The 18,998-nt window shown below is 46.9% G+C and carries 18 protein-coding genes; 7 read left to right on the top strand and 11 right to left on the bottom strand.

The features are described 5' to 3' along the window. Window positions 1-8 precede the first annotated feature (8 nt). The 3 genes from R7P74_RS07080 to R7P74_RS07070 all read left to right on the top strand — a co-directional run bounded on the left by R7P74_RS07080 (window position 9) and on the right by R7P74_RS07070 (window position 2,244). Window positions 9-890, top strand: a complete 882-nt coding sequence (locus tag R7P74_RS07080) for a LysR family transcriptional regulator (protein ID WP_213869871.1) — start codon at window positions 9-11, stop codon at window positions 888-890. Between the two features lie 129 nt (window positions 891-1,019). Further along, window positions 1,020-1,745, top strand: a complete 726-nt coding sequence (gene hxpB / locus R7P74_RS07075) for a hexitol phosphatase HxpB (RefSeq protein WP_054574664.1) — start codon at window positions 1,020-1,022, stop codon at window positions 1,743-1,745. Window positions 1,746-1,821: 76 nt separating this feature from the next. Further along, window positions 1,822-2,244, top strand: a complete 423-nt coding sequence (locus R7P74_RS07070; protein WP_228010152.1) for a hypothetical protein — start codon at window positions 1,822-1,824, stop codon at window positions 2,242-2,244. A gap of 133 nt (window positions 2,245-2,377) precedes the next feature. On the opposite strand, the gene R7P74_RS07065 is transcribed toward R7P74_RS07070, so the two are convergent. Genes R7P74_RS07065 through R7P74_RS07055 form a run of 3 tightly spaced genes read right to left on the bottom strand, consistent with a single transcriptional unit; the run spans window position 2,378 to window position 4,927 of the window. Further along, a complete protein-coding gene (locus R7P74_RS07065; protein WP_085569103.1) occupies window positions 2,378-2,506 on the bottom strand; it encodes a DUF2474 domain-containing protein in 129 nt (42 codons plus the stop codon). A gap of 20 nt (window positions 2,507-2,526) precedes the next feature. Beyond that, on the bottom strand, window positions 2,527-3,534 hold the full coding sequence (gene cydB / locus R7P74_RS07060) for a cytochrome d ubiquinol oxidase subunit II (protein ID WP_225473003.1): 1,008 nt from the start codon (window positions 3,532-3,534) through the stop codon (window positions 2,527-2,529). Window positions 3,535-3,562: 28 nt separating this feature from the next. After that, the gene (locus tag R7P74_RS07055) at window positions 3,563-4,927 is read right to left on the bottom strand and encodes a cytochrome ubiquinol oxidase subunit I (RefSeq protein WP_005373264.1); all 1,365 of its coding nucleotides are present in this window, start codon (window positions 4,925-4,927) and stop codon (window positions 3,563-3,565) included. Between the two features lie 154 nt (window positions 4,928-5,081). Between R7P74_RS07055 and R7P74_RS07050 the strand changes: the two genes are divergently transcribed. After that, window positions 5,082-6,497 carry an aminotransferase-like domain-containing protein gene (locus tag R7P74_RS07050; RefSeq protein WP_140298865.1) on the top strand — a complete coding sequence of 472 codons (1,416 nt, stop codon included), beginning with the start codon at window positions 5,082-5,084 and terminating at the stop codon, window positions 6,495-6,497. A gap of 9 nt (window positions 6,498-6,506) precedes the next feature. Here R7P74_RS07050 and R7P74_RS07045 read toward each other — a convergent pair whose 3' ends face one another. Beyond that, window positions 6,507-7,055 (bottom strand): sugar O-acetyltransferase, encoded by a 549-nt coding sequence (locus R7P74_RS07045; RefSeq protein ID WP_213961563.1) that lies wholly within the window; start codon window positions 7,053-7,055, stop codon window positions 6,507-6,509. Between the two features lie 334 nt (window positions 7,056-7,389). Here R7P74_RS07045 and R7P74_RS07040 point away from each other — a divergent pair, with 334 nt between their 5' ends. After that, window positions 7,390-8,256 carry a mechanosensitive ion channel family protein gene (locus R7P74_RS07040; protein WP_005373258.1) on the top strand — a complete coding sequence of 289 codons (867 nt, stop codon included), beginning with the start codon at window positions 7,390-7,392 and terminating at the stop codon, window positions 8,254-8,256. 98 nt (window positions 8,257-8,354) lie between these two features. Here the strand turns inward: R7P74_RS07040 and R7P74_RS07035 are convergent, their stop codons facing one another. The 7 genes from R7P74_RS07035 to R7P74_RS07005 form a co-directional block, all read right to left on the bottom strand. Continuing rightward, entirely contained in the window at window positions 8,355-8,675 is a 321-nt protein-coding gene (locus R7P74_RS07035; RefSeq protein ID WP_005373256.1) for a DUF1840 domain-containing protein, read from the bottom strand. A 174-nt stretch (window positions 8,676-8,849) separates the two neighbouring features. Next, entirely contained in the window at window positions 8,850-9,752 is a 903-nt protein-coding gene (locus R7P74_RS07030) for a hydroxymethylglutaryl-CoA lyase (RefSeq protein ID WP_262634420.1), read from the bottom strand. Beyond that, window positions 9,733-11,781, bottom strand: coding sequence for an acetyl/propionyl/methylcrotonyl-CoA carboxylase subunit alpha (locus R7P74_RS07025; RefSeq protein WP_262634421.1), 2,049 nt, complete (start codon window positions 11,779-11,781; stop codon window positions 9,733-9,735). The genes R7P74_RS07030 and R7P74_RS07025 overlap by 20 nt, the downstream gene beginning before the upstream one ends. Then, on the bottom strand, window positions 11,774-12,556 hold the full coding sequence (locus R7P74_RS07020) for an enoyl-CoA hydratase-related protein (protein WP_225473007.1): 783 nt from the start codon (window positions 12,554-12,556) through the stop codon (window positions 11,774-11,776). Before R7P74_RS07020 ends, R7P74_RS07025 begins: the two co-directional genes overlap by 8 nt. 104 nt (window positions 12,557-12,660) lie before the next feature. Continuing rightward, on the bottom strand, window positions 12,661-14,268 hold the full coding sequence (locus R7P74_RS07015) for a carboxyl transferase domain-containing protein (RefSeq protein ID WP_225473009.1): 1,608 nt from the start codon (window positions 14,266-14,268) through the stop codon (window positions 12,661-12,663). Between the two features lie 114 nt (window positions 14,269-14,382). Then, window positions 14,383-15,552 carry an isovaleryl-CoA dehydrogenase gene (locus tag R7P74_RS07010; RefSeq protein WP_213869863.1) on the bottom strand — a complete coding sequence of 390 codons (1,170 nt, stop codon included), beginning with the start codon at window positions 15,550-15,552 and terminating at the stop codon, window positions 14,383-14,385. A gap of 45 nt (window positions 15,553-15,597) precedes the next feature. After that, the gene (locus tag R7P74_RS07005) at window positions 15,598-15,984 is read right to left on the bottom strand and encodes a MerR family transcriptional regulator (RefSeq protein ID WP_005373242.1); all 387 of its coding nucleotides are present in this window, start codon (window positions 15,982-15,984) and stop codon (window positions 15,598-15,600) included. A gap of 209 nt (window positions 15,985-16,193) precedes the next feature. On the opposite strand from R7P74_RS07005, the gene R7P74_RS07000 reads away from it, so the two are divergent. Continuing rightward, window positions 16,194-17,372: a thiolase family protein gene (locus R7P74_RS07000; RefSeq protein ID WP_167416104.1), complete on the top strand. Its 1,179-nt coding sequence runs from the start codon at window positions 16,194-16,196 to the stop codon at window positions 17,370-17,372. Between the two features lie 70 nt (window positions 17,373-17,442). After that, window positions 17,443-18,936, top strand: coding sequence for a CoA-acylating methylmalonate-semialdehyde dehydrogenase (locus R7P74_RS06995; protein ID WP_042523587.1), 1,494 nt, complete (start codon window positions 17,443-17,445; stop codon window positions 18,934-18,936). The last annotated feature ends 62 nt before the right edge of the window (window positions 18,937-18,998 follow it).

Genomic DNA, 18,998 nt, shown 5'->3' with positions numbered 1-18,998 from the left:
GAAAATATATGGAATTTCGCTACCTGAAGTATTTTGTCGCGGTCGCCGAGACTCGTCACTTTACCCGAGCAGCTGAACAGTTAGGGATTGCGCAACCTCCTTTGAGTCAACAAATCAAAAAGCTAGAGCACGAGCTTGGCGTGGACTTATTTAAGCGCTTGTCTAGAGGAGTAGAACTGACCCATGCAGGGCAAGTCTTTTATACGGATGCGGTAAATATTCTTGCTGATGTGGAACGCGCTAAAGCAAAAGCCCGACAGATTGCCCGTGGTGAAAATACGCAGGTTAAAATTGGGTTCGCGACGTCAACATCAACCTGCATTAAGGTATTGGAGAGGATTGGGCGTATTCAAGAGAATGGGGTTCATTTACAGACGGCGGAACTATCAATGCCAGAGCTTGCCACTCAGTTAAAAAGCAAACAACTTGATCTCGCAATCATGCGGCTACCCTGTTACGCCAGTGAGCCTTTTGAGCACAAGGTGTTGTTTAACGACCCGTTTGTCGCGGTGATTCCGGCGGGGCACGAACTGGCAAAATATCCCTGTATCCAGATGAAACAGTTGAGAGGCCATAAAATTTTACTGTTTCCACGAGAGACGGGCCCCGCATTGTTTGATGGCATGAGCACACTTTTTGCCGACGCAGGAGTAAGGCTCGAACCACAGTTCGCAGCACCGCAACTTCGTACGACGATTGCCATGGCGCAGGCTGGGTTAGGTATCGCTCTCGTTCCGCGCTCACTGGCTGAACATCTCGATGATTCCGCGACAGTCGCCGAGATTGATGATATCCCCCTAACCAGTCGTGTTGTCGTTGCTTGGGAGGCGTCTAATCTCAATAAACAAGCGTTAAAAGTAGCCACGAACATCGGTCATGTTGAGGCTTAAAGATGAGTCATCGAACTGGCTCTGATAGCCACAGGCAAATGTGATACTCTCACTCGTTATATGCAAAGCTATGCTTTGGTTGAATAGACAAATCTTACTCAACGAATAGAACTTACTGAGGATGTACCAATGATATACGCTGCGGTCTTTGATATGGACGGGTTGCTGATTGATTCAGAACCTTTGTGGAAGGAAGCGGAAAAGCAGGTGTTTTCATCAGTTGGTGTCCAAGTGACCGAAGTGCTGTCAAAGCAGACTGCAACTATGACGACAGGTGAAGTAACAAGGTTTTGGTATGAACGTAATCCTTGGCAAGAAAAGAGCCTAGAGGAAGTAGAGAATGCTGTTGTGGATAAAGTGGAGGCATTAATAATTGAAAAAGGATGCGAATTAGAGGGTGTTACAGAAACACTCAAATTGCTTAAGGAAAAAGGGTTTAAGATAGGGTTGTCTACTAATTCACCTTATCAACTCATTCCCATCATTTTGAACAAACTCGGTATTGCCAGTTACTTTGACGCGATATCATCGTCAGACGATGTAGAGCAGGGTAAGCCAGAGCCAGATGTCTACCTTTCAACAATCAATAAACTAGGTGTAGATTCAAGTAACTGTATTGCCTTTGAAGACTCTTATTCGGGTATGCTTGCGGCAACACGAGCAAACATAAAAACAGTCGTGATACCTCAACCTGATAAGTTCTACCAAGAGTTTAATGAAGCCAGTCTAAAGCTGCAAAAGCTATCAGAGTTTAATGAAAGCCATTTGGCGAGTTTAATGGACTTGAATTTGAAAGCAACACTTGCACCAACACCGCATGAAAGTTTTTTAGAAGAAGGACTTGATTGTGAATAGCCGGTCGCTGAAAAAATACCTACTGCCAATGTTCTTATTGGTTTTACCTATAGAATCATTCGCAAAAGATACGACTATGTTGGACGAGCTCAATAATCGATTTGTTACATTTGAAAGGCGATTTGATGATTGTATCAACTCTGCTTCTCAAAGTGATATGAGTGAAAACATTGTCAGTCAGATTCAAGCGCTTAATATTGATTTTGAAATTTCGGTTGGCTATTTATACAAACAATCACTTTATTTATGCTCTGATGATGAATTCAGTGATTTAGCAAGAATTATCATGATAATTGAAACCTCCGATAATGATGGATTGCAATTATCAAAGGCAAAAGCTAGTCAAATTAGAAAGCTACTTTTTAGCAAAGTGGATTTACGTTTAGAGTCGAAGTTTCAAAGTTTACCGCAAGATAAAAAGGAAGCATTACTGAGCATTGCGAAAAAGCTTGAACCTTTTGATCTCGTAAGCATGCATGAACGACTTCAGGCAATGTAGACTTATGAAAGAATGTTTTGAGTAGATTCTTAACGCTTGGCTTTTTCATTAAGATTGAGTATTAGGTTCAACGCCTCTAGCTCTTACACAAGATCTAGAGGCATCCATTTTTTATTGACTTAAACGTGTCGAGCTAAGATTTTAACCCTGCAGCGGTCATCATGACGCGAAATAACATAGACACTAACCCTAATGCAGCGACGCTAGCGATCCAAATCCCAATCATCCATGCCCACTGGCGACACCAATTTTTGATTTTCATACTCACTCCTTATCAACTCGTTAATGGTACGCTTCGTCTTCTTTCACTTTTCCGGAGAAGACGTAGTAACTCCAAAAGGTGTAAGCCAGAATGATCGGGATGATGATCACCGCTCCAACGAGCATAAAGCGCTGACTGCTTGCAGGAGCCGCTGCTTCCCATATCGATATGCTAGGAGGAATGATATTTGGCCAGATACTGATGCCAAGCCCAGCGAATCCGAGAATCACGATCACTAACGCCATCACGAAAGGGCTGCGCTCTTTACGCTTTTTAACGGAGTCGGCAATCTTCAAACATACCAACCCAGTAATGACAGGTACGGGCAGTAAGTAGAACAAATTAGGCAGAGAAAACCATCTTTCCGCAATGGCAGGGTAAGCAAGTGGAGTCCAAGCGCTCACAATGACTAATGCGGAGATCATTGCCAGTAGTGTTTTGTTAGTGAAGCGGTACATCGTGTTTTGCAGTTCACCTTCCGTCTTCATGATGAGCCATGTGCTACCAAGCAGCGCGTACGTTGCGACTAAACCCAAACCACAAAAGATGGGAAAAGGGGTGAGCCAGTCGAGTTGGCTACCTACGAAGACGCGGTTTTCCACCGCAAAGCCTTGAATTACCGCGCCAACAACGATGCCTTGGAAAAACGTGGTTAAAATCGAGCCGACCATAAAAGAGCGATCCCAGAACTTTAAGTGGCTTTCCAATGCTTTAAAGCGAAACTCAAACGCGACGCCACGAAAGATCAAAGCAATCAACATCAACGTTAAAGGGATGGTTAGCGCTTCAATAATCACCGCGTAAGCCATCGGAAAAGCGCCAAATAGAGATGCGCCTCCAAGCACAATCCAAGTTTCGTTGCCGTCCCAAACTGGCGCGACACTGTTGACCATGACGTCTTTTTGTTTTTCATCCTTGATGAAGGGCATCAGTATTCCAATACCCAAATCGAAGCCGTCCATGATGATGTACATCAAAGTGGCAAAAACGATGATCGCGAACCAAATCACGGATAAATCAAAATGCATATTTTCTACCTTCACTTTGTGACAAATTCTAAATGCGACCTGAAACGGTCGTCATGTCGTGCTCATCGTGTTCGATTGCATCGGGGCCTTTCTTGATTTGGTGGATCATGTAGTAATAACCAAAACCAAATACCAAGCTGTATACAACAAGGAAACACAGCAGGCTGATGCTCATTTGTAGGTCTCCGTGTGCAGAAACCGCATCACGCGTTTTTTGTACGCCATACACGACCCAAGGTTGCCGACCAACCTCTGTTGTAAACCAGCCAGCGAGTATTGCGATAAGACCAGATGGCCCCATAAACAATGAAAACTTGAGGAACCAACGCGAAGTATAAAGCGTGTTCTTTTTTCGTAACCATATGCTGTAGAAGCTCTGAAAAATCATCAGAAGTCCTAGCCCGACCATGATTCGAAATGACCAAAAGACGATAGGTGAGTTCGGTCGTTCCTCTTTCGGGAAGTCTTTCAGCGCCGGGATTGGCTCAGTTAAACTGTGGCGTAGGATCAAACTTCCTAAAACAGGAATTTCTAAGGCATAGTCTGTGCGTTCTTGTTCCATGTTTGGCATGCCGAACAATATCAATGGGGTTGGTTTGCCATCGCTGTTATCCCAATGTCCTTCGATGGCAGCGATTTTGGCGGGCTGGTGTTCCAGAGTGTTTAGCCCGTGCACATCGCCAATCACGGCTTGGAGTGGCGCAAGGAACACTAAGATCCCGAGCGACATCGAAAACATGGTTTTTACCGCAGTCGATTGATTGCCTCTCAATAAATGCCAAGCGGCTGACGCGCCTACAAAGAGTGCTGAACTGACGAAAGCCGCGACGCTCATGTGCGCCAAACGATAAGGAAATGAAGGATTGAAAACGATAGCAAACCAGTCGGTTGGCACCACACGTCCGTCGACAATTTCATAGCCTTGTGGCGTTTGCATCCAACTGTTGGAGGCGAGAATCCAGAACGTCGAAATGATCGTTCCTAACGCCACCATCGAGGTTGCAAAAAAGTGCAGCTTTTCGCCGACGCGACGCCACCCAAACAGCATTACGCCAAGAAATCCGGCTTCGAGAAAGAAAGCCGTTAACACTTCATAAGTCAGTAATGGGCCAGTGATAGAACCAGCGAAGTCGGAGAAACCACTCCAGTTGGTGCCGAATTGATAGGCCATGACAAGACCAGATACAACACCCATTCCAAAGTTAACCGCAAAAATTTTCGACCAGAAGTGATAGAGCTTTTGGTAATCGGGATTACGTGTTTTTAGCCATAAGCCTTCCAGCACGGCGAGATAGGTGGCCAAACCTATGGTGATAGCGGGGAAAATAATATGAAAGGATACCGTAAAGGCGAACTGTATCCGTGCAAGCATAAATGCGTCGAGGCCAAACATTAAACTTCCTTTGATCTTTTAAGTTTTATGAGAGAGCTATTTTAAAAGGAGCGGAATGAGGGAAGTAGGTACAGACAGTGACTATAAACCTATAACAGATTAAATATTGAAGTGTTATTATTTTGAATTCGGCTTTATGGAAGGGGATTTGCGTTTGGCGAAGTATCAAGAGTTAGTGGAACAGCTTAAAAGGCAGATAAAATCGGGGATATGGCATCCGGGTGACAAGCTGCCTTCGCTGCGTCGCCAATCTGAACACTCGGGTTTGAGCTTGATGACGGTGTTGCACGCGTATCAAATTCTGGAATCTCAAGGCTGGGTCACGTCACAGCCGCGATCTGGTTATCGAGTCGCGCCCAATATTAAGAGCTCAAATGAACCCCAAGCGCCAGCCGCGGTTTCGTGGACAGAGCAGGTAGACATCAATGAGTTTATCTTTGATGTTCTGCAGGCGAGTAAAAATCCATCCATGATCAATTTTGGCTTTGCCTATCCAGACCCAAGTTTGTACCCACGCTATCACGTGAATCGGGCGATGAGCGCAGCCGCTCGCAATATGCCGATTTCCACCACCTTTGATAACTTACCGCCGGGAAACGAACAATTACGCACCATCATCGCGAAGCGTTATGCTGCGAAAGGCATTGAAATTTCACCCGATGAAATTGTCATTACGGCAGGCGCGCTGGAGGCGTTAACGCTCAGTTTGCAAGCTTGTACAAGACCGGGAGATTGGGTGGTTGTGGAATCGCCTGCATTTTATGGTGCATTGCAATCCTTAGAGCGGTTAGGTTTGAAAGCGCTCTCAGTAAGAACAGACCCAGTCACGGGTATTGACCTAGATTCATTGGAACGAGCGCTGCAAACACACGATGTGAAAGCATGTTGGCTGATGTCGAACTTCCAAAATCCTCTGGGTTTTACGCTCTCCAACGAGAAAAAACAAAAGCTGATTGAGCTGACACAGCGATATAACGTGCCAGTGATTGAAGATGATGTGTACAGCGAACTGCATGCAGGGAATGACTCGGTCTACCCACTAAGAATGTTTGATGACACGGGCAATACCATGTTGTGCTCCTCGTTTTCAAAATCATTAATCGCAGGGCTACGTATTGGTTGGGTTGCGGCGGGAAAGCGGGCGCTAGAGGTACAAAAGTTACAGCTAATGAGTACATTAGCGACGAGCGCACCAGTGCAAATGACATTGGTGCACTATTTAACAAGCCGCAATTACGAATCGCATTTGAAGCAGTTACGGAAAAAGCTGTTTGAACGTAAAAGTAAGATGACGGATCTGCTTAGTGAGCTGTTACCTGAAGAAGTCAAAGTGTTAAGCCAAAGCGGCGGGTACTTTATTTGGTTAGAGCTTCCCAAGCATATCGACGCCTTGCAGATATATCGAGAAGCGCTAAAAGATAATATCAGCATCGCACCGGGAAAGATGTTCAGCCTGACAGAACAATACGATCACTGTATTCGTCTTAACGCTTCTTTTGAGCTTAATGACAAATACGTCCATGCTCTCAATTTGCTTGCCAACATTATTCGCTGTCATTTGGCGAAATAGCGACTTTCTTCAGTTTTTTGGTTTAATGGAGCGCGCCGGATTTCCGACAACTCGATCGCCCGGCACAACGTCTTTGGTTACGACAGAGCCAGCGCCAACGATGGCCTGGTCGCCAATGGTCACGCCTGGCAGTATGATAGCGCCCCCACCAATCCAAACGTTATTGCCGATGTTGACCGGTTTGGCGATCTCATCTCCAGCTAAGCGCCTTTGCGTATCGAGTGAATGAGCGGCTGTGTAAATTTGCACTCTAGGCCCAATCATGACGTTCGCGCCAACCTCAACCTGCCCATTGTCCAGAATAATGGCATCCCAGTTGATGTAGGTGTTTTCTCCGATGGACAAGTGACAACCGTAGGTAAGTTGTAGCGGTGGCTCTATACAGGCGCTGTTTTTTAATTGGACGCCCATTTCCGCCAATAGTTGTCTACGGATATCTGGGTTTGGCTCGTGGTTAAATTGGAAGACAAGCTGAGCGGTTTTGGCGCGCATTAGCTTTAGTTCTTCATCCAGACAATTATAGGTTTCTCCAGAGCGCATCCGAGTCAGTTCTGACATGACAATCATTCCATCAATGTTATTTGCAATAAGGTGCATAATAAGTGAGAGTGATTCGAAGTGAAAATTTGATGCTTAAAAATCAGAAAGTTATCACTGATTTGCCTTGCGTCTCAAGTTGGTTGATTGGCTCGTTTAGTTCACAAAGACGTACTCCCTAAATGGCTTAATCGGTTGAAGCCAAAGTGGGAAACCACTCGAAGCGTTTTACGTAGATTACTATATAGTTAATAAGAAGAACTTAATTGAGCCGCTTGCGCTATCGATTGGGCTAAAAATATAAGACTTATGCGCTCTGGCTTGCTGGCAACGATGAATCAAGAGTGAGCACTTTATGTTCGAACGGGTCATTTCATTTTTAGAAACAACACTGTTTACCTTTAACGAACAACCTATCACGTTGTGGGCGATATTGATGGTGCCGACATGGGTCATTGTCGCTTTATGGTTATCGAAAATTTTGATCAAAACCGTTACGTCAAGAATGTCTTCATCGGGGAAAGACCCAAACGTGATTCATTTGGTTAAACGGATATTATTTGTCATCGCTCTCGCCATTATTTTTATGACCACACTTTCGATGATAAATGTGCCAATTACCGCGTTTGCCTTTCTGTCTGGTGCCATCGCTATCGGCTTCGGTTTTGGTGCGCAAAACATCATTAACAACTTCATAAGTGGCTGGATTTTGATTGGTGAAAAGCCAATCCGAATTGGGGACTTTTTAGAGGTTGAGGGCGCCAAAGGCACTGTCGAGCAAATAAATACACGCTCAACGAGAATCAGACGAACCGATGGTGTTCATATGCTCATACCCAACAGTCAGTTGATTGAGAACGTGGTGATCAACTGGACGTTATGCGACAGATTAGTCCGTGGCTCTGTCGTCGTCGGTGTCGCGTATGGGAGCGATGTCAAACAGGTTGCTGCCTTAATGGCGGAAGTGACTTCGCAGCAAGCGCAAGTTCTGAGTTCGCCAGCGCCAGATGTGTTTTTTCAAGACTTTGGTGACAATGCTTTGATCTTCGAATCTTATTTTTGGATTAACTCAACGGTTGAGGGCGGTATTCGCTCGGTCGCAAGTGCCATGCGTTTTGAAATCTACGAAGCTTTCGAAAAGCACGGCATTGAAATCGCGTTTCCACAACGAGATGTGCACATTGATGGGCAAATCAAGTTGTCTAGGGAGAGAAACGGATAGGGCGATAAGCGGTATTGGTGTTCTTATCTTGGTGTCGAGTAACCATAGCGAGGCGGTCACAACACGGATTCACCTCGCTAGAAACCAGTTTGAAGGCGTTATTGGTTGTCCCACATGACTTCGCATTCTTCTTTGATTGCTGATTTTAGCAACTCAATCAGTGGAAACGCTCTGCGTCCTAGGCTTACCGCGGGCTCTGCTTGTTCTTCCTCTTCGTCTACATCAGTAGGGAGGTTTTCTTCAGCTGCATTTTTCGCAGATAGAGCAGAAGTTAATCTTGATAGCGCGTCAGGAACATCTTGAGCGGAAATTGATCCCGGCACCGTGCCGCTGTGACCCATCATTTTGAGCATATCTAATGCAATATCACCAAACATTGTGACGTTTGAGTGGCTTCGACAACGAAATGTTATGAGCATTTACCTGATCCTGTTTTATATGTTCGGTTTGAAACTAAATTGTAGCTGAAATCAGATACTAATTAATGTGATGAAGACCGTTGAGCGTTAAGGTTTTTAATGAGTAACAACAAAAAACGGGCACGTACGTCTGCATGCCCGTTGAAATACATTACCTGATTGGTTGTTGATGATTTACAAGCTATACGGATCGCCCAGAGCTAATGCGACCCTAGAAGCAGGAGACTTTCCTAACGCACGGCAAATTTGCCAACCTGCTTGATTGATGATGTTGAGATCAACCCCCGTTTCAATCCCGATCTGCTCACACAGATAAAGCACATCTTCCGTTGCAACATTGCCACTGGCCCCCTTTGCATAAGGGCAGCCGCCCAAACCAGCTACAGCGCTGTCAATGGTGTTGATGCCCATTAATAAGGCTTGGTAAATATTGGCTAGTGCTTGCCCGTATGTGTCGTGGAAGTGCACTGCTAATGCGTCTTTCGGCAGTTGCGTTAACAGCGAATCCAGCATGGCGATGACGCGATTTGGGGTTGCCTTACCGACAGTATCGCCCAGAGAAATTTCATAACATCCCATATCAAACAACGTATTGGCGACCGCAGTGGTTTGCTCTGGCTTGATTTCTTCCTCGTATGGGCAAACCATGGTGCAAGACAAATACCCGCGCACAGGTATGTTGTGCTGCTTTGCTAGTTCGATCACGGGCTCAAAACGAGAGAGGCTTTCCGCAATGCTGCAGTTGATGTTCTTCTGGCTGAACGCTTCTGAAGCGGAGCCAAATACCGCGATTTGCTTTACGCCGCTTTCCAGTGCACGTTCTAACCCTGCGAGATTTGGTGTGAGTGCGCTATAAACCACGTCAGGCTTTTGCGTGATACCTGAAAATACTTGATCGGAATCGGCCATTTGAGGCACCCATTTCGGCGAGACAAAAGAGCCTGCTTCAATGTGTTTTAAGCCACTGGTGCTTAGCTGATTGATCAAACGGATTTTATCAACCAGCGTCACTGCCGTTTCATTCTGCAAGCCATCACGCGCGCCAACTTCGACGATATTAACCTTCGCTGGTAGCATATTCGTGCTCCTTATCTTCACAGACATTATCGGGTGCAGAAATTAAATGCAGTAGGATGGAACCATGCTGTACTTGGTCTCCATGTTGATAAAACACTTCATCAACGGTTGCTGCTACCGGAGCGGTAATGGTGTATTCCATTTTCATTGCTTCGAGTACCAAAAGCGGATCGCCCGCCGCCACTTCGTCACCTTTAGCCACCATAACTGCTGAAATTATGCCGTTGAGTGGTGCGGTTGGACTTAGTTCATCATCTACATCTTTTGCAGAGTCAAAGTTAGGTTGATGAGCGAACGTGCGCTGCTGACAAAGATAAAATAGTGTTGTTCTTTGTTCATCGCTAAGTGCATTAAAGGTGTAACGCACATTATCAATATCGACGATAAACTGGTTGTCACTTTCAAGCAGGATGACCTGATGCAGATCCTCGCCGCATCGGACAGTGAAGTGAGATCCTGTATCTTGCGATGATTGTTGCAAACGTACTTGATGGTTGGCATTGGCATCCGTGAAGTTAAATCGGTAAACGTTGTCAACCGACAGTCTAAAACCTCGTTTGGTTGGCGCGGGTAACGTTGAGCTGTCTGATTTTGAAATCAGATCATTCCAGCGAGCAACCGCCGCCAATGTAAGCCAGATTGAATCCGACACGTCTTGCTGCTCATTTATGCCTTGTTGATGTGTGACGAGGAAACCTGTATCAAGCTCAACCTCTGCAAAGGCTGGCAGCGAAATAATGCTGTGCAGATAACCAATGTTTGTCGTTACGCCACGTACGTGATATTGAGTTAACGCCTGCTTAAGCTGCTTTAGAGCGATATCACGAGTTTGCCCCCAGACGATCAGTTTGCTGATCATCGGATCGTAGTATTCGCTAATGGTATCGCCTTGGGTAACACCGCTATCAACACGCACACAAGCTAGTCGAACATTGCTGTCTGAGATGGGTTCTTGTAAATAATCAATGCGTCCAGTCGACGGCATAAAGTCGTTGTCGGCATCTTCGGCGTAAATTCGCAGCTCGATTGAGTGTCCGTTATGGGTGATTTCGGATTGCGAGATCGGTAAATGCTCGCCAGCCGCAACTTTGAATTGCCATTCAACCAAATCAACGCCGGTGATCAATTCAGTGACAGGATGTTCAACTTGCAGACGGGTATTCATCTCCATGAAGTAGAATTGACCGCGGCTATCGAGTAAGAATTCAACCGTACCAGCGCCAACATAATCGATCGCTTGCGCGGCCTGAACCGCGGCTTCACCCATTTGTTTTCGCAGTTCATCACTAAGACCGGGAGCTGGTGCTTCTTCGACTACTTTTTGGTGACGACGTTGAATGGAGCAATCGCGATCAGATAGATAAACGCAGTTGCCATGTTGGTCAGCAAATACCTGAACTTCAACGTGGCGCGGTTGCAATATGCATTTTTCGACAAGAAGCTGCTTATCGCCAAAGCTTGAAAGTGCTTCACGCTGCGCACCGTCGATGGCCAGCGGCATTTCGGCTTCGCTGTTGACCACTCGCATGCCTTTACCGCCGCCCCCTTGGGTTGCTTTAAGCATCACTGGGTAACCGATTTTTTCCGCTTCCGCTAATAAGTGCTCAACGCTGTTGTCTGTGCCGTGATAGCCCGGAACCAAAGGCACGTTTGCCTCTGACATAATGGCTTTGGCTTGCGACTTCGAGCCCATCGCTTCAATTGCGCTGGTGGAAGGGCCAATAAAAACGATGCCATTTTCACTACACGCTTTGGCTAATTTCGGGTTCTCGGAAAGAAAACCATACCCAGGGTGGATAGCATCGGCTTGCCATTTTTTCGCTGCGCCGATAATCGCATCGATATCGAGATACGACTCACTCGCCGGAGCAGGGCCGATAAATTCGGCGAAATCCGCTTGTTTAACATGTAAGCTGCTGCGATCCGCTTCGGAATAGACGGCAACCGTCTCGATAGCCATGCTTTTTGCGGTTTTAATGATTCGGCAGGCAATTTCACCGCGGTTTGCGATCAGTATTCTTTTAAACATGATTCCTCCAATGAGCGGCGCGCTTTTCAAAAAATGCACTCAGTCCTTCTTGTCCTTCACTGGACACGCGGGCGGTTGCAATGGCTTGGCTGGTGTATTCAATTAATGAGTGATCGATAGGGTGGTTGTCACAACGTAAGCAGAGTGCTTTTGCCGCCTGCATGGCTTGTGGACCGTTGTTAAGCAGGTGGTCAATGGTGCGATTGACGGCTTCACGTGGTTGAGAGTCGATCTGATGAAGAATATTCATCGATAGCGCGGTTTCGGCATCAATCAGTTCGGCGGTTAAAAAGTAACGTCGGCTTTGTCGTTGTCCAATCGCTCGGATTACGTAGGGGCCGATGGTGGCGGGTAATAAACCGAGTTTCACTTCACTCAAACAGAAGCGGCTTTCAGGCGTACCGATGGCGATATCGCAGCAGCAGATAAGCCCCAGTGCACCACCAAATGCTGCGCCGTGCACCATAGCAATGGTTGGTTTGCTAAAGGTATCCAGTTTGTGCAGGAGCTTCGCTAGTTGCTGTGCGTCTTGCAGGTTTTCACTCTCGGTTTTGGTGGCCATTGACTGCATCCAGCCAAGATCCGCACCCGCAGAAAAGTGTTTCCCTTGCGCCGTTAGTACCAATGCACGTAGAGAGTCGTCTCTCTCAAGTTTTTCCAAGGTTTCGATAAGTGAAGCAATTAATTCATCATTAAACGCGTTGTGTTTCTCTGGTCGATTGAGGCTCAACCAAGCAACGCCATTGCTGTCTTTTTCAAGCAGTAGTCCGGTCATGTGACTTCCTTTGTCTGATATTTCAGTCTGTATTTCAATGCTCGCTAACCATTACTTGTTAAACATCAGTATTCGCGAGGAGTTAAGGTTTGCCTTGCATCCGACTACATACGGAAGATGCCAAATTTGCTGTCTGGTATCGGCGCATTAAGCGCAGCAGACAGAGCAATGCCGACAACATCACGGGTTTTCGCAGGGTCAATAATGCCGTCGTCCCACAAACGAGCACTGGCGTAATAAGCGTGGCTTTGAGTCTGATATTGCTCCGCAATTGGACGTTTGAACGCTTCTTCTTCCTCCGCGCTCCAGCTTTCGCCTTTGCGAGTTTTGATATCGCGGGTCACTTGCGCCATCACGCCAGCCGCTTGCTCTCCACCCATGACGGAGATGCGCGCGTTTGGCCACATCCACATCATGGTTGGATCATAAGCGCGGCCACACATGCCGTAGTTCCCAGCGCCATACGAGCCACCAATCACTACGGTAAACTTCGGCACGTCTGCACACGCAACAGCAGTTACCATTTTCGCACCATGTTTGGCGATGCCTTCGGCTTCGTACTTCTGACCGACCATAAAGCCCGTGATGTTCTGTAAGAAGAGCAGAGGAATTTTGCGTTGTGCGCACAGCTCAATAAAATGCGCGCCTTTTTGTGCTGATTCCGAAAATAGAATGCCGTTGTTAGCGACGATGCCAATCGGCATACCGTGAATATGGGCAAAGCCACAGACCAAGGTTTCGCCGAACAAGGCTTTAAATTCATCGAACTGGGAATCATCAACAATTCGGGCAATGACCTCTTTAACATCAAACGGCTTTTTGAGATCGGTTCCGACGATGCCGTACAGCTCTTGGGCAGGAAAACGTGGTTCCTGTGGTGCTTTTTGCTTGAGTTGAACGGGTTTCAAGTGGTTGATTTGTGAAACCGCTTGTCTTGCCAACTCTAACGCGTGGTGATCATTTTCTGCATAATAGTCCGCCACACCAGAGGTGCGACAATGAACGTCTGCGCCACCAAGATCTTCCGCGCTGACTTCTTCACCAGTCGCTGCTTTTACAAGAGGTGGACCTGCCAAGAAAATCGTGCCTTGTTCTTTGACTATGATGGATACGTCACACATGGCAGGAACATAAGCGCCGCCAGCGGTACATAGCCCCATGACCACCGCAATTTGTGGAGTGCCTTTGGCCGACATACGGGCTTGGTTGTAGAAAATACGGCCAAAATGGTCTTTATCTGGGAATACCTCATCTTGGCGGGGTAGGTTAGCGCCGCCAGAGTCGACTAAGTAAACACACGGTAGTTGGCATTTTTCTGCAATTTCTTGTGCTCTTAAGTGCTTTTTCACGGTGAGTGGGTAGTAACTGCCGCCTTTTACCGTCACGTCGTTCGCGACGATCATGCACTCAGTGCCGTCAATCACACCCACACCTGCAACCACTCCAGCACATGGAACGTAATCTGGATACACATCCCAGCCAGCAAATTGACCAATTTCTAGAAAGGACGAACAAGGGTCGAGTAGGGCAAGAATGCGCTCACGTACCGGAAGTTTGCCTTTCTTCTGCTGATGCTCGCGGGCTTTCTCACCGCCACCATCTTCTATTTGGGCAGTCACGGTATAAAGTTGATCTACAAGTGACGCCATAGAGCGGTAGTTTTCCTGATACTGCTCTGAATGGGTATTAATATTGGTCGTCAAACAAGCCATAAATAGCCGATCTCCATTCGGTAGACGGGTGACACCACCCGCCTTTATCTATGTTGAATAAGATTTAGGTTGAATAAGGAATTTATTTAGATTCAGAACGCCTAGGTATGTTGATTAGGCGCTTTCGTTAAACAATTCGCGACCAATAAGCATGCGGCGAATTTCTGAAGTGCCCGCACCGATTTCATACAGCTTGGCATCTCGCAACAAACGGCCCGTATCAAACTCGTTGATGTAGCCGTTACCGCCAAGTAGTTGAATCGCATCCAGTGCCATCTTGGTTGCCAGCTCTGCGCTGTAGAGGATCGCGCCAGCAGAATCTTTACGTGTGGTTTCACCGCGATCACAAGCGGCAGCGACGGCGTAAACATACGCTTTAGCGGCATTCATTTGTGTGTACATATCCGCGATTTTTGCTTGAACTAGCTGGAATTCACCGATGGATTTACCGAACTGTTTACGGTCGTGAATGTAAGGCACAACGGTATCCATACACGCCTGCATGATGCCAAGTGGGCCGCCTGCAAGCACCACACGTTCGTAGTCGAGGCCGCTCATCAATACTTTCACGCCTTGGTTTTCTTCGCCGAGAATATTTTCCGCAGGGACTTCGCAGTTTTGAAAGACCAGCTCACACGTATTCGAGCCGCGCATACCCAACTTGTCGAGTTTTTGTGCTTGAGTAAATCCAGGGAATCCGCGTTCCACAATAAATGCCGTGATGCCTTTGGAGTGCTGGCTTGGGTCGGTTTTGGCGTAGACAACATAGGTGTGTGCATCAGGGCCGTTGGTGATCCACATTTTGTTGCCGTTTAGCAGGAAAATATCGCCTTTACGTTCGGCTTTAAGCTGCATAGAGACCACATCAGAGCCGGCGCCGGGTTCACTCATTGCAAGGGCGCCGATATGTTCACCGGAGATGAGCTTAGGTAGGTATTTCTCTTTTTGCGCTTGTGTGCCGTTACGGTGGATTTGGTTGACGCAAAGGTTGGAGTGAGCGCCGTAACTTAACGCAACCGAAGCGGATGCTCGGCTGATTTCTTCCATAGCGATAACGTGGGCGAGATAGCCCATGCCTGCACCACCAAACTCTTCGCTGGTGGTTACACCTAAAAGACCCATGTCACCTAATTTGGACCAAAGATGGTTTGGAAAGTCGTTAGTTTGGTCGATAGATTGCGCTAGCGGCGCAATTTCTCTTGCAGCAAAACTATTGATTTGCTCGCGAAGCAAATCGGTATTTTCGTCATAAACAAAGTTCAGGGAAGAGTAGGTAGATTTCATTGCGTGTCCTTGCCTTTACGTCACCTACATCCCAGAGTTGAGGTGTTAGGTGACTTTTTCGCCTTTCATGGATCTCAGTGTGTTTTGGCATCGCAACTGCGCAGCATTTAACTCCATCATTACCGCTTGAATGTCGTTTGCTTGCTGTTGCAATGCTGCCTTCTTCTCTTCGATCAACCGAATCATATAGTTCAACTGCTCAGTACTTTGATCGGTATCGTAGAGTTCAAATAACTCTTTGATATCTGCAAGAGAAAAGCCCAATCGCTTACCTCGCAAAATCAGTTTTAGTCGAATTCGATCACGACCATTGTAGATTCGAGTGTTGCCTTTACGTTCTGGAGTTAGGAGACCTAAATCTTCGTAGAAGCGAATGCTTCGAGTAGTAATGTCGAACTCTTTCGCGAGCTCGCTGATCTTAAATGTGTTCATTCCTTAACCTTACGACTTTCGTATAACATTTACATGAATATACAATTCGTTAACGTTAAAGTAAACAAACAACATCCACTCTTGAGCCTTGATATCACTCGTATTTACTCGAAATCAAAGAATCACTCGAACAAACAATAACCTCAAACTTGACGTTAACGTAAATGTTAGTATAGTTATGACGTAAACGTCAACAAAAGGTTAATGGAATGAAAAATGAAACATGGATTGTTGCCGCTAAGCGAACGCCTATCGGCTCTTTTCAAGGTGCATTAGCTTCAACAGATGTCACGGAACTCGGTGCGAAAGCCATTCAAGGGGCGCTAGCCGAAAGCCAACTCGATGTGCACAAAATAGACGAAGTGTTGATGGGATGCGTTTTAACCGCCGGTGTGGGGCAAGCGCCTGCAAGACAAGCAAGTCTTAAAGCTGAAATGCCACAATCGATTGGTTGTACGACACTGAACAAAGTTTGTGGTTCGGGTATGAAAACCGTCATGCTGGCATATGACCTTATTCAATCTGGCAATGCGCATGCTGTCATCGCTGGTGGCATGGAAAACATGTCGTCTTCTCCTTATCTATTAAAGAAAGCGCGTGATGGTTTCCGTTTAGGTCACGAGCAAGTGCTTGATCACATGTTTTATGACGGGTTGCAGGATGCCTACCAAGGTGAGCTGATGGGTGTCTTTGCAGAACAGACGGCGCAAAAGTATCAGTTTAGCCGTGAAAGTATGGATGCCTGGGCGCAGCAGTCGGTGACTCGTGCGCAGCAAGCAATCGAACAAGGTTTGTTCAAAGAAGAGATCGTGCCTGTTAACGTAAAAAGTCGGCGCGGCGAAACCTTGGTTGTAGATGATGAGCAACCGAGCAAACTCGACGTCACTAAAATTCCTACCTTACGCCCTGCGTTTGCCAAAGATGGCGGCGTAACCGCAGCAAACTCTAGTTCCATTTCGGATGGTGCGTCGGCAATGATCTTAGTCGATAGTGATTTTGGTCGTCAGGAAAACCTTCAGCCTCTAGCCAAAATTGTCGCGTACAGCACGCATGCAAGGCAGCCTGATGAGTTCACCATCGCACCAGTCTTCGCGATTGAATCGCTGCTGGAAAAAACGGGCTGGGACAAATCAGACGTGGACCTTTGGGAAATCAATGAAGCTTTTGCTGTCGTGACTCAATACGCGGTGAAAGCTCTCGAACTGGACGAGAGCAAAGTGAACCCTCGCGGAGGGGCTTGTGCGCTGGGGCATCCAATAGGCGCAAGTGGCAATCGAATCCTTGTCACTTTGATTCATGCACTAAAACAAACTGGTGGTAAGCGTGGCGTTGCATCGCTTTGTATTGGCGGCGGCGAGGCAACCGCTATCGCGATTGAAATCTGCTAAATCACTCTCAACAAAGTTTCACTTACATAACAGTAGTCCGTAACAAGCTGAAAAATACAAGGATGTCATCATGACAGAACAAGTAAAGCAGTATATCGGTGGTGAATTTGCCATCTCCGATTCAAAACAATGGCTAGATGTAACCAACCCGGCAACCAACGAAGTGATTGCACAAGTACCTTGTGCCACGGAATCGGAAATGAATGCGGCGATTGCCAGCGCAACAGAAACGTTCAAACGCTGGAAAGAAGTTGCAGCGCCGGAGCGTGCTAGATTGATGCTGCGTTACCAACATTTGCTAAAAGAGCAACACGATGAGTTGGCGATACTGCTTTCAAGTGAGACAGGCAAAACCCTCGCGGATGCAAAGGGTGACATTTGGCGTGGGATTGAAGTCGTAGAACAAGCGGCGAACATTTGTAGCTCAATGATGGGCGAAACGGTTGAGAACGTCGCGACCAATATTGATGGTTACTCTTACATTCAACCGCTCGGCGTTTGTGCTGGCATTACACCGTTTAACTTCCCTGCGATGATTCCATTGTGGATGTTCCCGATGGCGATCGCTTGTGGCAACACCTTTATTTTGAAGCCGTCAGAGCAAGTGCCACTAACGGCAATGAAACTGGCGGAGCTGTTTGAACAAACTGGCGCACCAAAAGGCGTATTGCAAGTTGTTCACGGGACCAAAGAGCAAGTCGACCGCATTCTGACTGATCCAGTTGTTCGTGCGATCTCTTTTGTTGGCTCTGTGCCCGTTGGTGAGTACATCTACAAAACAGGTACAGACAACCTGAAACGCGTGCAGTCATTTGCAGGTGCTAAGAACCACATGGTCATCATGCCGGATGCAAACAAACAGCAAGTCATCAATAACCTAGTTGGCGCGTCAGTTGGTGCTGCAGGCCAACGCTGTATGGCTATTTCGGTTGCCGTATTTGTCGGCGAAACCAAAGAATGGATTCCAGAGCTTAAAGAGGCGTTAGCTCAGGTTCAGCCTGGCGCGTGGGATGATGAAACCGCCGGTTATGGTCCACTGATTAGCCCTCAAGCGAAGCAGCGAGTGGTGAATCTGATTAATGAAGGCAAAGCGTCAGGCGCGAATTGTGTTCTGGACGGGACAGATTGCCAAGTACCTGGCTTCCCGAACGGTAACTGGGTGGGGCCAACACTGTTTACCAACGTGACCACAGACATGTCGATTTATCAGGAAGAAATTTTCGGGCCTGTACTGTTAACTATGGAAGTGGATGACCTAGATGAAGCGATTGAACTGATCAATGCAAACCGCTTTGGTAATGGTACGTCTATTTTCACGGCGAACGGCGCTGCCGCGAGAAAGTATCAACACAATATCGAAGTAGGTAACGTAGGCATCAACGTGCCGATTCCGGTGCCATTGCCGTTCTTCTCGTTTACTGGGTGGAAAGGCAGCTTCTACGGCGACCTGCATGCTTACGGTAAACAAGCGGTTCGCTTCTACACCGAGACGAAAACTGTCACCGCGCGTTGGTTTGAAGATGACATTCCGAGCGGTCCAAACATGACCATTCAACTTAGCTAATTACTGGATTAGCGACACCTCTAGCCAAGCGCCACCGTTTAAGTGGGCTTGGCTCGGATACA

It is taken from the genome of Vibrio sp. 2033 (genome assembly GCF_033339735.1).
This window is presented reverse-complemented; position numbering and strand designations above follow the sequence as displayed.

What these genes read in the sequence shown, in the direction of transcription:
- R7P74_RS07080 (WP_213869871.1), top strand. Translation starts at nt 9, where the DNA reads ATGGAATTTCGCTACCTGAAGTATTTTGTCGCGGTCGCCGAGACTCGT.
- R7P74_RS07065 (WP_085569103.1), bottom strand. Translation starts at nt 2,506, where the DNA reads ATGAAAATCAAAAATTGGTGTCGCCAGTGGGCATGGATGATTGGGATT.
- R7P74_RS07020 (WP_225473007.1), bottom strand. Translation starts at nt 12,556, where the DNA reads ATGACCGGACTACTGCTTGAAAAAGACAGCAATGGCGTTGCTTGGTTG.
- R7P74_RS06995 (WP_042523587.1), top strand. Translation starts at nt 17,443, where the DNA reads ATGACAGAACAAGTAAAGCAGTATATCGGTGGTGAATTTGCCATCTCC.
- R7P74_RS07070 (WP_228010152.1), top strand. Translation starts at nt 1,822, where the DNA reads ATGTTGGACGAGCTCAATAATCGATTTGTTACATTTGAAAGGCGATTT.
- R7P74_RS07030 (WP_262634420.1), bottom strand. Translation starts at nt 9,752, where the DNA reads ATGCTACCAGCGAAGGTTAATATCGTCGAAGTTGGCGCGCGTGATGGC.
- R7P74_RS07010 (WP_213869863.1), bottom strand. Translation starts at nt 15,552, where the DNA reads ATGAAATCTACCTACTCTTCCCTGAACTTTGTTTATGACGAAAATACC.
- R7P74_RS07045 (WP_213961563.1), bottom strand. Translation starts at nt 7,055, where the DNA reads ATGTCAGAACTGACTCGGATGCGCTCTGGAGAAACCTATAATTGTCTG.
- R7P74_RS07035 (WP_005373256.1), bottom strand. Translation starts at nt 8,675, where the DNA reads ATGCTCATAACATTTCGTTGTCGAAGCCACTCAAACGTCACAATGTTT.
- R7P74_RS07015 (WP_225473009.1), bottom strand. Translation starts at nt 14,268, where the DNA reads ATGGCTTGTTTGACGACCAATATTAATACCCATTCAGAGCAGTATCAG.
- hxpB (WP_054574664.1), top strand. Translation starts at nt 1,020, where the DNA reads ATGATATACGCTGCGGTCTTTGATATGGACGGGTTGCTGATTGATTCA.
- R7P74_RS07025 (WP_262634421.1), bottom strand. Translation starts at nt 11,781, where the DNA reads ATGTTTAAAAGAATACTGATCGCAAACCGCGGTGAAATTGCCTGCCGA.
- R7P74_RS07000 (WP_167416104.1), top strand. Translation starts at nt 16,194, where the DNA reads ATGAAAAATGAAACATGGATTGTTGCCGCTAAGCGAACGCCTATCGGC.
- R7P74_RS07040 (WP_005373258.1), top strand. Translation starts at nt 7,390, where the DNA reads ATGTTCGAACGGGTCATTTCATTTTTAGAAACAACACTGTTTACCTTT.
- cydB (WP_225473003.1), bottom strand. Translation starts at nt 3,534, where the DNA reads ATGCATTTTGATTTATCCGTGATTTGGTTCGCGATCATCGTTTTTGCC.
- R7P74_RS07055 (WP_005373264.1), bottom strand. Translation starts at nt 4,927, where the DNA reads ATGTTTGGCCTCGACGCATTTATGCTTGCACGGATACAGTTCGCCTTT.
- R7P74_RS07005 (WP_005373242.1), bottom strand. Translation starts at nt 15,984, where the DNA reads ATGAACACATTTAAGATCAGCGAGCTCGCGAAAGAGTTCGACATTACT.